A 13,576-nucleotide genomic window follows, 5' to 3' on the forward strand; every position below is an offset into this window, starting at 1 on the left:
ACTACTACTACTACTACTCACAGCACTATCTTCGCGTACTGCACTCAAAACTGGACTGGACATGATTACTGGGTTCCTGGCTCTCGCCCCACGTGATTAAACGGACTTGCTATGAGACGTTGGTACCGTTCCAGCCTGACACGTAGGGTCCCAGCAAACCTTAAGGTTCAGCCCCTCATAATGGTCCGAAGCTCCGGTCAACCGCTATTTGGCCGGAGCTTCGCCAAATAAGTGGAGTATCGCGAGGCGCCGCATGAATCCCGACAACCGCCGATCACACGTGTCGATCGTTTCTGCTTCCCGGTTCGAGGGCGTAGCTGTGATGTATGTGGAACTTCCTTAAAGGCGAGTACGGTCAGGACGCCGGAGACAGCTTGGGAGTAGTCTCGTTGGTGACCGAGTAAACGCCCGGATGATCCGGCCGAGGCAACGGGGATGTCATGGCGGACAGCAGAACTAAACGCGTTGTGGTGATGGAACAGAACGACCACACCACTGACAACTACTTTCGGGACGTGGCGCCCTACGGGCAAACGTTGTATCGGACTGGCCGATCCAGGCCAAACCGCCAACGTCGGCTCAGCCCCACAAGCGGCACGCTCACTGCAGGTGGGCTCGGTACCCTTTCGTCCCGGCCCCCAACCCAGCCCGCTGCAGGAACCTCCCGCGGCTGCATCTGTCCCGGTGGCACCGGTGATGCTGTGCGGCGGCGGGACACTCCTGCCGTCGAACGGCGTTCCCCTGACAAAAACGAAGCCCTGAACGATGACGGTCCAACGAACGGAGCACTCTCATGTCTGATCAGAACGCCACACCGAACAACGCCGGGGACAGTGTCCCGCTTGCCGGCTCGGAACGCCCGGCGGCTGCAAGGATCCAGGCCACGCACGGTCCCGTCGATCCTTCCCGCAGGATCGAGGTGACCGTGATCCTGCGCCGTCAGGAACCGCTGACGCAGATGCCCGCCGAACCGATGTCCCGGGATGAGCTCGCGGCCCGCCACGGAGCCTCCTCCGGGGACCTGCGTCTTGCGACCGATACGTTTACGCGGCTCGGGGCGGACATCCTCGAAGCGGACCCGGCTTCCCGCCGGTTGCGGCTGGCGGGGACTGTGGAAGAGCTCAGCCGGATCTTCGGTACCAGCCTGGAGGAAGTAACCACCAGCGGGCCCCACGGGCACGACATCACCCACCGGCACCGGACCGGGGGCCTGCAGATACCGGCTGAGCTTGACGGAATCGTCACGGCCGTCCTTGGCCTTGACGACCGACCCCAGGCGCGGGCGCAGTTCCATGCGATCCCGCTGGCCGCAGCCGGCACCAGCTACACCCCGCCGGAACTGGCCAGAATCTACAATTTCCCACCCGGCGCGGACGGCACCGGTCAGAGCGTGGCGATCTTAGAACTCGGCGGCGGCGTCGGTCAGGGGGACCTGGACGCCTATTTCCAAGGCCTGGGGATTGCCGGCCCAAAGGTGACCGCAGTCGGCGTCGACGGCGCGGCGAACCAGCCCGGGCAGGACCCCACGGGGGCAGACGGGGAAGTGCTGCTCGACATCGAAGTGGTCGGCGCTCTGGCACCGAAGGCGGACATAGTCGTCTACTTCGCGCCGAACACTGACGCAGGGTTCCTCGATGCGATCATCAACGCCTCCCATGCCGCACCGTCGCCGGCCTCGATCAGTATCAGCTGGGGCCAGAACGAGGACGCGTGGACCGCCCAGGCACGGACCGCGTTTGATCAGGCGCTCGCCGACGCCGCGGCGATGGGCGTGACAGTCACGGCTGCGGCAGGGGATAACGGCAGCGCCGACGCGGCCACGGACGGCAAAGACCATGCGGACTTTCCGGCCTCCAGCCCGCACGTACTGGCCTGCGGCGGCACCCGCCTCGACGCGGACCCGGCCACCGGAACGATCAGATCGGAAACCGTCTGGAATGACGGACCGAACTCAGCCACGGGTGGCGGCTACAGCGACACGTTCCCCGTACCGGCCTGGCAGAGCGGTCTGACCGCCCACGTCCGCCACCACAGGCCGGTACCAAAGCCCACCCCCGGGGTCCATGGCCGCGGCGTCCCGGACGTCAGCGCCGTCGCCGACCCTCAGACCGGCTACAGGGTCAGGGTTGATGGCAAGGACATGGTCATCGGCGGCACGAGCGCCGTCGCCCCCCTCTGGGCGGCACTGATCGCCTTGTTCGCCCAGTCAACAGGCCGGCGGTTCGGCCAAATCCAGCCTCTGCTCTACAGCCGGACGGCCGGGTTCCACGACGTCACCACGGGAAACAACGGCACGTACCGGGCCGCGACCGGCTGGGATCCCTGCACCGGGCTCGGCAGCCCCGACGGGACAGCCCTGCTCGCGGCGATTAAATCCGGCGGCTAAGCCTGCAGCGGGGCATCGGCAAGCGGCGATCTCCACGCTCAAGAAACGCCGACCGCGCTTTCCTCCCCGGGGACGAGCTCATGGCGGGGAAGACCCCGTGCACGCCGGAGATCCGGTCAGCTCGGACCCGCCGAGGTCGCCTGAGGCCCGGCACCGCAGAACCTGAAACAAGCAGAAACCAGGACTAACAGCCGGGCACAGGCAAGAGCCGGTCTGCAGCCGGTCCTGATGGGCAAGGTCCCCAGCATCCACGGCGCGGCCGTCCTGCTGGCCCTCGTGGCCGGAAACATGCTCGCCGGCGTCATTGGTGCCCTCCTCGCGGTCCCGGTCACCGCCCTAGGCTCGACGATCATCAAAACCGGGTCCGGCCGCGATACGGCGGAATCGACCGCAGAGGAGCCCGCCGCCGTCTGGCCTGCCGGGTTGTCTTCGACAGACGCATGAAAGCTCCCAAAGCACCGCAGCTGCCCAACCAAGGCTTCGTTCCCGCTGTTTGCTTGGCGCTCCTCAGCCCTGTGGGGCCCAGTCCAGGCGAACAACTACCGGCTGTAAGTCCCCAGTTGCTTCTTCCCAAGATTTACTCCAGTTGCCGGGGCTTATTGTGTGAACATCATCGCTGTTGGGGCAACCCCGTTGGCACCGTCGTTCGACAGCACGGAGGCATTGTGGAACCAGGACTCTGCATGGTGTCGAACAACAGAACGGGCGCGAAACGCGGAGTTGTCAGTTAACACCGACGTTGGAGGGCCGATCGATGAACCGGTTTTTTGGGCTTTGCCTCGCGGGCATCCTTGCTCTGACTTATCGCGGTCTCGCCGTGTCAACGTCAGGCACAGCATCGGCTGCGGTCTTTACCTGCGCCAGCGTCTCTGCGGTGCCGGTGGATCCGTATCCCGGGGCGGTCGCCGTTGCGACGAACTTCGAGTCGGGAACCCTGACGGGATTCAACGTCTTCACGTCGGGGACAGGTACCGCAAACGTCTCATTGGCGTCGTCCCACTCACCGGCGTGCGGGGCCTTCCTGCACACCACCACCGACGCCGCCTCTGTCGCCAAAATGTCTGTTGGCCTGGCAGCGGGGACGACCGAGGTCTACGCGGATGGCTGGTTCAATATTGCGGCCGAGGGCATCGCAGGGAGCGACGTTCCGTTCTTCCGCTTCTTTTCCGCCGGCTCCCGGATCGTCGATGTCCTCCGGAAAAACATCACCGGTGATGTCATGCTCCGCGTATTGTCACCCGAGGGGTACGCCTATGCCCCGTTGGCGCCCAACGTACGCCTCGGCACCTGGCATCATCTGGTGATGCACGTTGTCCCCGAGGGCCCGGCGACGGGAGTACAAATCTGGTGGGACGGGAAGTCCGCCTATGCGAACCACACCGTCAACGTCAGCGCGACCACGGTCGACATGGTCCAGCTCGGGTCCGAACACGACCGGCATCGGGCGGACATCTACATCGATGACGTGATCATCAACAGTCGAACAGGGGCTCCGGCGCCGATACCAGGGTCCCTTCCGGCGCCCCTGAATTTTTCGGGGTGGCTGAACGACGTCTCCGGTGACAGCAACGAGGCTTTGACTGCATGGGACACCAGCGAGCCCGCCCTGGATTGTGGACTGGCTGGCGCCCCGCGCAAGGCAGGCAGCCAATGCCAGATCATGCGCTCCTGATTATCGGGCAAACGCCGTCGAGGCATTTTGAGTCTCCACACGGGGTATATCCAACCCTGAAATCGCGACTCCGATGGCCCTCGAATAGCTCAAGCACCCCGGTTCTCCGCCGGCACTCACAGGTTTAAGACAGTCTTCGGACAGCACAATGCCAACAAGGCCGCCACTAGGCCTGCGGAGGGTACCGAACGTGACCACGCCGCCATGGAGGCAGCGATAGCCAAGTCGCTGGGTACGACCCTGGGAATCGAGAAGGCGAAGGTCGCCACAGCCTTGACCGACATTCGTGCCGCAGAGCACGCGAGACGCGCGGCCGCGATGAAGGCCAGGCTGGACAAGTCCGTGACGGTTGGCACGCTGACGCAGGCTGAAGCCGATGCCGTTACCAAGGCCTGGGAAAGAGGCGTGATCGGTGGTCGCTGGCATCGGCCACAGCATGGTCAGTACTGCGACATGACGTAACTTACTCCCCGGGGCGTCGTCCCGGGGAGGGTCTTGTTTAGCCGACGTGACGGCGGGGACGTGGCCGCCGTTCTCTGTGCGGGGGGCGGTCCGCGTCAGGCTCTAAGGCCGTGAGCGACGCCCTTGTCCGTCGGGGCGGTGGGTGGGTCAGTGCTGGGGGAGCGCTCTGGTTCCCTCGATCTGCACTGCTTGCAGTTTGTTCGGGTCGAGGCCGAGGGTTTTGAGGATTGTCGGGGCGATCTGCGTGGTTTCGACAGTGCTGGTCACGGTGCGGGCCTTCTCGTCCTTGGCACCGGAGATCACGAGGGGCACGTCCCGGTCGTCAGCGGAGGCTCCGCCGTGTTCGGCGATTTTGGACTTCCCGCCGGTGTAGACGACGCCGGTCCGTGCGATGCCCAGAATGTCGGGGTAGCGTGCGTCGCTGGTTTTCGTGCCGAAGTATCCGGCGACCTCGCTGCCTGCGAAGACCGTGCTGAGTCCCGAGGTTGCGACCGTCCTGGGGACACCGCTGATGTCGCTGCCGGCGGCCGGGTGGGATGTGAGGTATTCCTTGGCGAACTGCGCTGCGGCCTGGGAGTGGTCGGAGAGCCAGAGTTGCATGATGTCGTCGTCCGTGGAGAACGCCACCAGGTCCGCCGACGCCGGGTGGGCGGCCTTCCAGGCCGCATTGAGGCCGTCGATGATCGTACTGTCCGGAACCCTGGTGAGCTGGTTCGGGTCCATCGGTGACTGTCCGTGTTTCGCCGAGAGGATGATTGTCGTGTCCTCGGCGTGCCCGGAGGCCGACAAGGCCGACTCCAGCTTACCGACGGAGGAATCCACGTAATCCAGGGCCTTGCTCAGCAGGGGCCCGGGCACGGCGCCGCCGCTAAGGTAGCCGCCCGGGAGTCCGTCTGATGTCGGCAGCTTCTGGGCGGTGGAGACGGACTGGAAGTTCATGCCGAAGACGGCCGGCACGGCCGCGGCCCGGGTGCCGGAGTGGTCCTTGCCGCCGATTTCGTTCAGTACCGCCTGTACCTTGTAGCCGTCATACTGCTGGGTTGCGGCGTTATCCTGCGTCCAGTCGCCGGTGAACGGTGCGGGTGCCTTGCTGTTGATTTCGGGCGTGAAGAGATCATCCACTCCCTTACCGGAGGGTCCGTTGAGGATTTCATACGCGGGGTGCTTGTCCGACCACGCGGTGGTCAGGCCCGCGCTTTTGGCAACTTCGAAGACCGTGTTGACCTTCAGGTACTGATGTGGGTAGGCGGGCTTGCACGTGGCGGGGTCCACGGGCAGGGCTGCCGGATTGAGCAGGGATACCGGCTGGCCGGTCATGTTCATGATGGTGGAGGGCAACCCGGTCAGGCCCTGTCCGGCGTCAAGCGCGTTCGGATTCTTGTCCGCGGCCTCGGTCAGGGCCACTTCGGTTCCGGGGGCAGTGTTCTTGCAGTCGGTGGTGCCGGCGGGCAGGAGTGCCCGGTTGAACGTGTCGTCGTAGTAGATCCCGGTCGTTCCGGGATTGCCGCCGGTGAATTGCCCGACCATGCCGGGGAAGGAATCGGAGGGTACGGGAGTTTGCCCGTGGGTGTAACTTGTGCCGTGGTTCACCAGTGCGGCCAGCGCCGATTGCGGATGCGCCGCGACGTACCGGTCGAGGTCCTTCTGATGCAGGCCGTCCACCGAGAGCAGTAGGACGTGCTTGGCCACCTTGCCGTCCTGGCCCTCCTGGCGCTCCTGGCCCTCCTGCTGGCCGGAAGCGTTGTCCCGGGGATCCTGGTTCGCGTGATGGCCGGCGTCGGCCATGGAGGGCGCGACGGCGGTGCCGGCCAGCAGGGCGGCACCGAGGAGCGCGGCAGCGGCCACGCCTGTGGTTCTTGCTGAAGTCATGGGATTGAGACCTTTCGGCGCAGCAGCGCCAGAGTGCGGATTTGTCTCCTGAGTCTTATCCGTTCGGAAGCCCGCACCGGCGGTTTCGGGGCATCCATGGAGAAGGTTCCCGAACCGTTAACCGGTTGGTCGCCGAACTCACGGTAACTTGCCAGCTTTCGGACTCGCGCAGCTCGCCAGCCACGATCACCGTGCGCATCCGGCAGGGGACCCGGCTCTTCAAAAAGATGCGCTGTGTAGCGGCCAGGGGCCGGATGCGTTGTCGTATTCAGGTATCGGTACGGACTATAGGGAACAACCACGTCTCGGCACTGAGCAGAACAATCAGCATCGCCTCCTCCGCTGTGCCTGACCCGATCGGGGCGGCCGGGAGCAACGGGCGCCGTTTCCGCTTCGCCCCGCCTGGCGGCTCCCAGAACACCGCAGCGGGCCAGGCCGACATCAGCATCAACGTCCTGCAAATCGACGCCGCGATCAATCCCGGAAACTCCGGCGGGCCCCTGCTGAACACCGCCGGGGAGGTCATGGGCGTCAACGTCGCCATCGCCTCCGCCGGGGCAACGACGGCCGGTGCGCAGACCGGCAGCATCGGCGTCGGGTTTTCCATCCCGATCAACGACGCCAAACGCATCTCCCGGGAAATCATCGACAACGGGTCCGCGACCCAGGGCCAGCTCGGCGCGAGCGTGGCGCCTCGGGCGGCCGGGACCGGTTCGCAGTTTACCGTCGGTGCCGAGGTAACCGGTGTCGCTGCCGCATCGGCCGCCGAGAAAGCCGGCATCCGCAACGGTGATGTCATCACCGCCATCGATGGCCGCGCCGTCCAGGACGACCAAGAACTGACCGCCGCCGTGCGGGAACACCCTGCAGGCGCCACCGTCAAGATGACCTTCCTCCGCGGCGGTAAGGAACAACAAACCGACGTCACCCTCGGTACCGCACCCAAAGCGTGAACACCCGGCTCCGGCTCTTGTCGGTCCAGGCCACCATGTGACCGAGCGGGCCCGGACGCAGATATGCGGTCAAGGCCGTCAAGCCGGCCGTGTTGGTCGCGGCACCGGGTGACTAGCTGTTTCCGGTTTCGACGCCCATCAACCTATGAGTGTCCCCGGGTGCCTGGCGACAATTTGGGCGACGTGTGCCCGTCGGGGCGCTTTACGGCGGGCGTACAGGGTCCCTCGGGGATGCTCTCATCTTCGTTGCCTAGCGTGAGAACATGTGCAGCGCCGTGACCACCCAGGCCGAGACGCTCCCCGCCGAACCCCCGGAGCGACACGACCGTGGGGAACAGAGCCCCTCCGGTGTGTCGGCCGTCGACCGAAGACCTGCCATCCGGCCCGAACGGGCTCCGGTCTGCACATCCGACGGAGCCCTGATTCTCGACGTCGCAATACCGGTCTACAACGAAGAAGCCGCCCTGGAGCCGGCGATCCGGCGCCTGCTCTCCTACCTCAAGGAAAGTTTCCCGCACCGGTTTGTCATCACCATTGCGGACAACGCCAGCACAGACTCGACTATGGACATAGCCAGCAACCTTTGCAGTGAACTGAGCGAAGTGCGGGCCGTGCATCTGGACCGGAAGGGACGCGGACTGGCGCTCCGCACAGTGTGGCTTGAGTCGGAGGCGGCAGTTGTCGCGTACATGGATGTTGATTTGTCCACTGATCTGGCTGCGCTCGGGCCGCTCATCGCACCGCTGCTGTCGGGGCATTCGGATTTGTCCGTCGGGACGAGACTGAACCGGAACTCGCGCGTGGTCCGTGGGGCTAAGCGGGAGTTCATCTCCCGAAGCTACAACCTGATCCTCCGGGGCTCACTGGGCGCCCGATTCTCAGACGCCCAGTGCGGCTTCAAAGCCATCCGATCCGACGTAGCACGGGCCCTTCTGCCGTCCACCGTCGACGATTCGTGGTTCTTCGACACGGAGCTTCTGGTCATCGCAGACCGGGCAGGCCTGAGGGTGGCGGAAGTGCCGGTGGACTGGATTGATGACCCGGACTCTTCCGTTAACATCCTGCGCACTTCTATCGATGACCTGAAGGGGATCGTGCGGATTGGCCGCGACATGATGACCGGGCGGATCCCCGTCGCTGAGTTGCGCGACGCCTTGGGCCGCAAACAGCTGGAAGCCGGCAGCCGCGCCCTCCTGGGCCAAATGGTCCGCTTCGGCGTCATCGGTGCCTTCTCGACGCTGGCCTACCTTGCACTCTTTGTTCTCATGCGCACGATTGCCGATGCCCAGACGGCGAATTTCGTGGCGATGCTGATCACTGCGGTCGCGAACACGACGGCCAACAGGCTATTCACATTCAGGGTCTCCGGGCGTGCCGGTGCCGTAAGGCATCAGTTCCAAGGCCTTGCCATCTTTGCGCTGGGCCTGGCGCTGACATCCGGGGCGCTGTTCTGGCTTCACTCCGGGCAAGAGCCTTCCAGGGGTGTCGAAGTAGCCGCTGTCGTCGGCGCCAACCTTCTGGCCACGTTGCTGAAGTTCATCCTGTTCCGGGTCTGGGTCTTCAAACACCCACGCCGCAGCCTCGCCGTGCCACCCCCGTCTGGGGTCATCGGCGCGCCCGTAACCTATTGAAAGACACCATGAGCTCCGAATCCATCACCGATACCCGCCGCGCCAACGACGAAGCCCCCGATGCTCGCCGGCAGGCCTCTTCCGAAGCACTGTGGAAGCGCCTGGCCTACGGCGACGGGCAACCACGTTGGGTCCGGCCATCCGCCGCGGTACTGCTCCTGCTTACAGGGCTCATCTACCTATGGAATCTGACGAACTCGGGATACGCCAATGCGTTCTACGCGGCGGCCATCCAGTCAGGGACGAAGAACTGGGAAGCGTTGTTTTTCGCATCCCTGGACCCGGCGAACGCCATCACCGTGGATAAGCCGCCGGCAGCTTTCTGGATTCCCGCCCTGCTGGGCCGCGCGTTTGGATTCAGTTCCTTCACCATGCTCCTGCCCGAAGCCGTCATGGGAATCGCGTCCGTGGGGATGCTCTACCTTGCCGTTAAAAGGGCGGCGGGACCCGCTGCCGGCCTTATCGCCGGAGCTGCACTCGCCGCGACACCCGTAGCCGCACTCATGTTCCGTTTCAACAACCCCGACGCCATGATGGTCTTCTGCCTCATGACCGCCGCCTGGATGACGGTGACAGCCACACAGAAGGCCAGCCCCACGTGGCTCTTCTGGGCAGGAACATTTGTTGGCCTGGCCTTCTTGAGCAAGATGCTCCAGGGGTTCATGACCGTACCGGCTTTCGGGCTCGCCTATCTGGTAGCCGCCCCGGTTCCCCCAAAGAAGAGGTTTCAGCACTTGCTCGCCGCAGCTGGTGGCATCACGCTCGTAGCTGGGGCCTACGCACTGATATTTCAGCTATTGCCGGTGTCCGCCCGGCCATATATGGCCGGTTCACAAACGAACTCCCTCTGGGAGCTCGTCTTTGGCTACAACGGGCTGAGCCGCATCCTCGGTCGCAACGCAGGTAACCCCAGCGTTGGTGTGGCGCGGGACTTCCCCAACTATCCCGGGGGAGTCGACGGCCTCCCCGGCGCCGGTGGCGGATTCTCCCTCGGGGGCCCTCCCGGCGTCCTCCGCCTGTTCGGAGGTGAGTTCAGCGCTGAAGTGGCGTGGCTGCTGCCCGCGGCGATTGTTCTTCTTACCGCAGCGCTGTGGTTCATGCGTCGGGCGGTGCGAACAGATATGGTTCGCGCGTCGCTGATCTTGTGGGGCACCTGGCTGCTCACCACGGCCGTGGTTTTTTCCTTCATGAGCGGCACTATCCACGCCTACTACACTGTCGAACTTGCTCCCGCCGTGGCGGCCTTGATCGGCATCGCGGGGGTCCAGCTCTGGAGGGGCCGCTCCCGGCCCGCCGAGCGGGCGGTAATGAGCTTCGCTGTCCTGCTCACCGCGGTCTGGTCGTTTGTCCTGCTCTCCAGCGTCCCCGAGTGGCTGCCCTGGCTTCGTTGGACTGTGCTCGCCGTCGGTGTCCTGAGCACGGCCCTGATCGCGGCGGGTCCGGCCCGGACCGGCCGGGCCGGAGCGGCGGCGGCGATTTTGGCCCTCCTTTCAGCTGGCCTGGGCACGGGCGCGTGGACTGTGGCGACGGCGGCAGCCGGTCATACGGGCGGTTCGCCATCGTCCGGCCCGGCCTCTGCGACCAACAACCAAACAATGGGACTCGCCGGCATCAGCAGCCCGAACGGCGCTGCCCGGGGCGGGGCAGTGCGCCGGTTCACTGATTCCCCCGCAGCGGCTACCCTCCAGGCAGGAGCAGCGCCCGGAGGCTTCCGGGATGCCCCCAGCGACCCGGCATTGAACGCACTGCTGCAGACGGCCACGAAAACATGGTCCGCGGCCACCGTCGGGGCGAACAGTGCCGCCGCTCTTGAGCTTGGTTCCAATACTTCAGTGATGGCCATCGGCGGCTTCAGTGGCTCTGATCCGTTCCCGACGCTGGACCAGTTCAAGCAAATGGTGTCAGCAGGACAGATAGCCTATTTCGTCCCCGGCAGTGGCTTCGGCGGCCCCGGCAGCCCGGGGATGCCGGCTGGACCAGGTGTCCCGGAGTCGCAGAATACCGGCCAGGGGGCTGGAGCCCGGGGCAACGTTGGCCGCGACACGGCCGGCGCGGGACGGCCTGGTGCGAACGGCACGTCCTCGGCCATCACCCAGTGGGTCGAAGCAACATTCCCGGCTGCGAAGGTTGGGGGGAGTACCGTCTACAAACTGGGCCAATAGTGCCCGTCAGCCAGCGTCACATCCAACCGAAGAGCGCTTAGCACTGTCCAGAAGGAATCTCCTCATTTTCCGCAGCACCTTCATAGTGACGGCTCTTGTAGTCGTTTTCGGTGCCGTTGTCCTTTGCAGCCTCGCCGCGGTCATCAGCGCCAAAACAATGGTCGGAAAGGCGGATGCCACGGGATCCGCCCTGATCGCCGGGACCATCGTGACAGTGGGACTTGGCTGGGCAACCGCCGCGCAGCTGCCGCTTGCGGTTGTCCTCTCAGCCGTGTTCCTTTGGTATGCGGGACGCACGCTGTTTCAACTCAGGTCGTCGGCACCTTTCGTCGGCGACGGTCCCGCGACTTCCGCCTATCACGCCGTCCTCGCCGGACTTGGAAGCTGGGTCCTGTTCGAGGCCGCGAGCAATGCGGGCTCGGCGCCGGGTCATCCCGGCCATGAACTAGGCGTCCTCCTGGTTGACCTGCTGGCGGCCCTGTCGATGGTCTTCGCCTCGGTCGGGTGGCTGCTTGCTACCTTCACGCTCCACGCCAAATCGGGCCAGAAAGCAGTGCCGGCCTTGGCCGGCAGTCGTGAGGCGCTGGTAGCCGGAGGGCTTGCACTGGCTCTCTTCGCGGTGTCCTGAGCAGGCCGGATGCGATGCTCGCGCCTAGAGGTGGCCAGGTGCAGGAGTACTGATCCGCCGGCCATCGGTGCGCTGGACAGCCAGCGCCCGTAATCGTTCTGGAAGCCGAAGAGCTCTGGAGTGAGCTCCAAATAGGAACGAGACGACGACGGCGGCGGCCAGGCTGGCCTCGCCATCGCACCGGACCGCCGCGGGCAGCGCCGACTCTATCATTGGGCGGCGCACTCCCCGGCGCGGTGCAGCTGACCGCTGATGAATAGTGGTCCGAGTGCGGAGGATGGCACGCCTTGCATGCAAGTTGCTGCTGTGTTCTGGTCCTACCTTTGCGTGGTCGGACTTGCCTGAGGTGTGAGATCCATGGTTGTCAGGCGCAGCCAGAGCCAGAGCCGCTTCTGCGGGTCGTCCAGATCGAGGTCAAAGTCCTTTGCCAAGCGTCCCACCCGATAACGGACGGTGTTGTTGTGTACGTGCAGGCGTGCCGCCATCATGGAGATATTTCCCTTCGACGTCAGATAAGCCCGCAGGGTTTCCAAATAGTCCGTTTGCTGTTCGGCGTCGTGGGCCTGGATCTTGGCGATGTCGTCGAGATCGGCAAGTCCGTTGTCGTCGATGAATGCCCCGATTTTCAAGAGGTTCAGCGGGATCCGGTGGTCCTCGAAAAGCCCGGTGGCGGAGACCCGCCCGCCACTCTTGCCCGGAATTTCCGCGTGCTGGTGAATCAGATACTGCAGCGTTTGCAGCGCTTCAGATCTGGATCTGGGCAGGTCCTCGACCCGGGGCGCGATGCCTCCGACGGCGGCGATGATCGGGTAGGTGCTGATCGTGTGGGCGTATGCCCCGATTTCCTGGGCTACGCGCCGATGCGCGGCCTTGGGCGTGTTCCCCCGGCAGGGCAGGAGCGCGTAGACAACCGAACCGATGAGGGCACTGTGGTTCGTGTTGAACTGGATATCGCAGACTGTCGTGACGAGGTGCAGCAGCCGGTGGATTTCACGCACCGATTCCAGGCTCCCGGTCTCGGGACGGACTATTGAAAAAGCCGCGACCGCGAGCCCGTGGTCCGCATCAAGGGCATTGATCTGAGTGTCGAACGCGGCTCGGTGACCTGCCTGATCGGCCCGTCCGGTTCCGGAAAAACGACCTTCCTGCGGTGCATCAACCACCTGGAAAAGGTCGACGCCGGACGCCTTTACGTGGACGAACAGATGGTCGGCTACGCCGAGCGCAACGGACGCCTCTACGAGATGAAAGAGCGCCAGACGGCACGCTCACGACTGACCGCAGGCATGGTCTTCCAGCGCTTCAACCTGTTCCCGCACATGACCGTGCTGGAGAACATCGTCGAAGCGCCCGTCCACGTCCTTGGACGTCCCCGGAACGAGGTCACAGCCGAGGCGCAGACCCTGCTGGACCGTGTCGGGCTGGGCAACCGGGGACAGTCCTACCCCCAGGAGCTCTCCGGCGGGCAGCAACAGCGGATCGCGATTGCGCGCGCACTGGCCATGAAGCCCAAGCTCATGCTCTTCGACGAACCAACATCGGAGCTCGATCCGGAGCTCGTCGGGGAGGTGCTGGACGTCATGAAGTCCCTGACCGAAGCCGGGATGACCATGGTCGTAGTGACCCACGAGCTCGGCTTCGCCCGCCAGGTCAGCGACCAGGTGGTCTTCATGGACCAGGGGGTCGTCGTCGAAAGCGGAGTTCCGGCCGATGTACTGGGGAATCCGCAACACGAACGCACGCAGGCCTTTCTGTCAAAGGTCCTCTAGGACATCAGAAACCCGGCAACATCAACAACCCTGGCCGGCCATCA

General features: G+C 64.7%; 11 protein-coding genes. 9 read left to right on the top strand and 2 right to left on the bottom strand.

Annotated features, from left to right (window positions below):
• The first annotated feature begins 793 nt into the window (after positions 1–793).
• From AC1DCZ_RS17665 to AC1DCZ_RS17680, 4 genes are all read left to right on the top strand, one after another.
• On the top strand, positions 794–2,386 hold the full coding sequence (locus AC1DCZ_RS17665; protein ID WP_476975747.1) for a S53 family peptidase: 1,593 nt from the start codon (positions 794–796) through the stop codon (positions 2,384–2,386).
• 213 nt (positions 2,387–2,599) lie between these two features.
• Positions 2,600–2,830, top strand: a complete 231-nt coding sequence (locus AC1DCZ_RS17670; protein WP_476975772.1) for an AI-2E family transporter — start codon at positions 2,600–2,602, stop codon at positions 2,828–2,830.
• 436 nt (positions 2,831–3,266) lie between these two features.
• Positions 3,267–4,058 carry a hypothetical protein gene (locus tag AC1DCZ_RS17675; protein WP_476975748.1) on the top strand — a complete coding sequence of 264 codons (792 nt, stop codon included), beginning with the start codon at positions 3,267–3,269 and terminating at the stop codon, positions 4,056–4,058.
• Between the two features lie 204 nt (positions 4,059–4,262).
• Positions 4,263–4,520, top strand: a complete 258-nt coding sequence (locus AC1DCZ_RS17680) for a hypothetical protein (protein WP_476975749.1) — start codon at positions 4,263–4,265, stop codon at positions 4,518–4,520.
• A gap of 147 nt (positions 4,521–4,667) precedes the next feature.
• Here the strand turns inward: AC1DCZ_RS17680 and AC1DCZ_RS17685 are convergent, their stop codons facing one another.
• Positions 4,668–6,389, bottom strand: coding sequence for an alkaline phosphatase family protein (locus AC1DCZ_RS17685; RefSeq protein WP_476975750.1), 1,722 nt, complete (start codon positions 6,387–6,389; stop codon positions 4,668–4,670).
• A 344-nt stretch (positions 6,390–6,733) separates the two neighbouring features.
• On the opposite strand from AC1DCZ_RS17685, the gene AC1DCZ_RS17690 reads away from it, so the two are divergent.
• The 4 genes from AC1DCZ_RS17690 (at position 6,734) to AC1DCZ_RS17705 (ending at position 11,763) form a co-directional block, all read left to right on the top strand.
• A complete protein-coding gene (locus AC1DCZ_RS17690; RefSeq protein ID WP_476975751.1) occupies positions 6,734–7,342 on the top strand; it encodes a S1C family serine protease in 609 nt (202 codons plus the stop codon).
• A 263-nt stretch (positions 7,343–7,605) separates the two neighbouring features.
• Positions 7,606–8,973 carry a bifunctional glycosyltransferase family 2/GtrA family protein gene (locus AC1DCZ_RS17695; protein ID WP_476975752.1) on the top strand — a complete coding sequence of 456 codons (1,368 nt, stop codon included), beginning with the start codon at positions 7,606–7,608 and terminating at the stop codon, positions 8,971–8,973.
• A gap of 8 nt (positions 8,974–8,981) precedes the next feature.
• Positions 8,982–11,135 carry a glycosyltransferase family 39 protein gene (locus tag AC1DCZ_RS17700; RefSeq protein WP_476975753.1) on the top strand — a complete coding sequence of 718 codons (2,154 nt, stop codon included), beginning with the start codon at positions 8,982–8,984 and terminating at the stop codon, positions 11,133–11,135.
• Between the two features lie 85 nt (positions 11,136–11,220).
• Entirely contained in the window at positions 11,221–11,763 is a 543-nt protein-coding gene (locus AC1DCZ_RS17705; protein WP_476975754.1) for a hypothetical protein, read from the top strand.
• A gap of 317 nt (positions 11,764–12,080) precedes the next feature.
• On the opposite strand, the gene AC1DCZ_RS17710 is transcribed toward AC1DCZ_RS17705, so the two are convergent.
• The gene (locus AC1DCZ_RS17710) at positions 12,081–12,926 is read right to left on the bottom strand and encodes a PucR family transcriptional regulator (protein ID WP_476975755.1); all 846 of its coding nucleotides are present in this window, start codon (positions 12,924–12,926) and stop codon (positions 12,081–12,083) included.
• Between AC1DCZ_RS17710 and AC1DCZ_RS17715 the strand changes: the two genes are divergently transcribed.
• Positions 12,819–13,532, top strand: coding sequence for an amino acid ABC transporter ATP-binding protein (locus AC1DCZ_RS17715; protein WP_476975756.1), 714 nt, complete (start codon positions 12,819–12,821; stop codon positions 13,530–13,532). The genes AC1DCZ_RS17710 and AC1DCZ_RS17715 overlap by 108 nt on opposite strands.
• Positions 13,533–13,576: the final 44 nt, after the last annotated feature.

The sequence above is a fragment of the Arthrobacter sp. 10N418 genome (assembly GCF_056394725.1).

Bases quoted from the DNA above. Each gene is read 5' to 3' on its own strand.
- AC1DCZ_RS17700 (WP_476975753.1), top strand. From the start codon at position 8,982: ATGAGCTCCGAATCCATCACCGATACCCGCCGCGCCAACGACGAAGCC.
- AC1DCZ_RS17665 (WP_476975747.1), top strand. From the start codon at position 794: ATGTCTGATCAGAACGCCACACCGAACAACGCCGGGGACAGTGTCCCG.
- AC1DCZ_RS17680 (WP_476975749.1), top strand. From the start codon at position 4,263: ATGGAGGCAGCGATAGCCAAGTCGCTGGGTACGACCCTGGGAATCGAG.
- AC1DCZ_RS17685 (WP_476975750.1), bottom strand. From the start codon at position 6,389: ATGACTTCAGCAAGAACCACAGGCGTGGCCGCTGCCGCGCTCCTCGGT.
- AC1DCZ_RS17695 (WP_476975752.1), top strand. From the start codon at position 7,606: ATGTGCAGCGCCGTGACCACCCAGGCCGAGACGCTCCCCGCCGAACCC.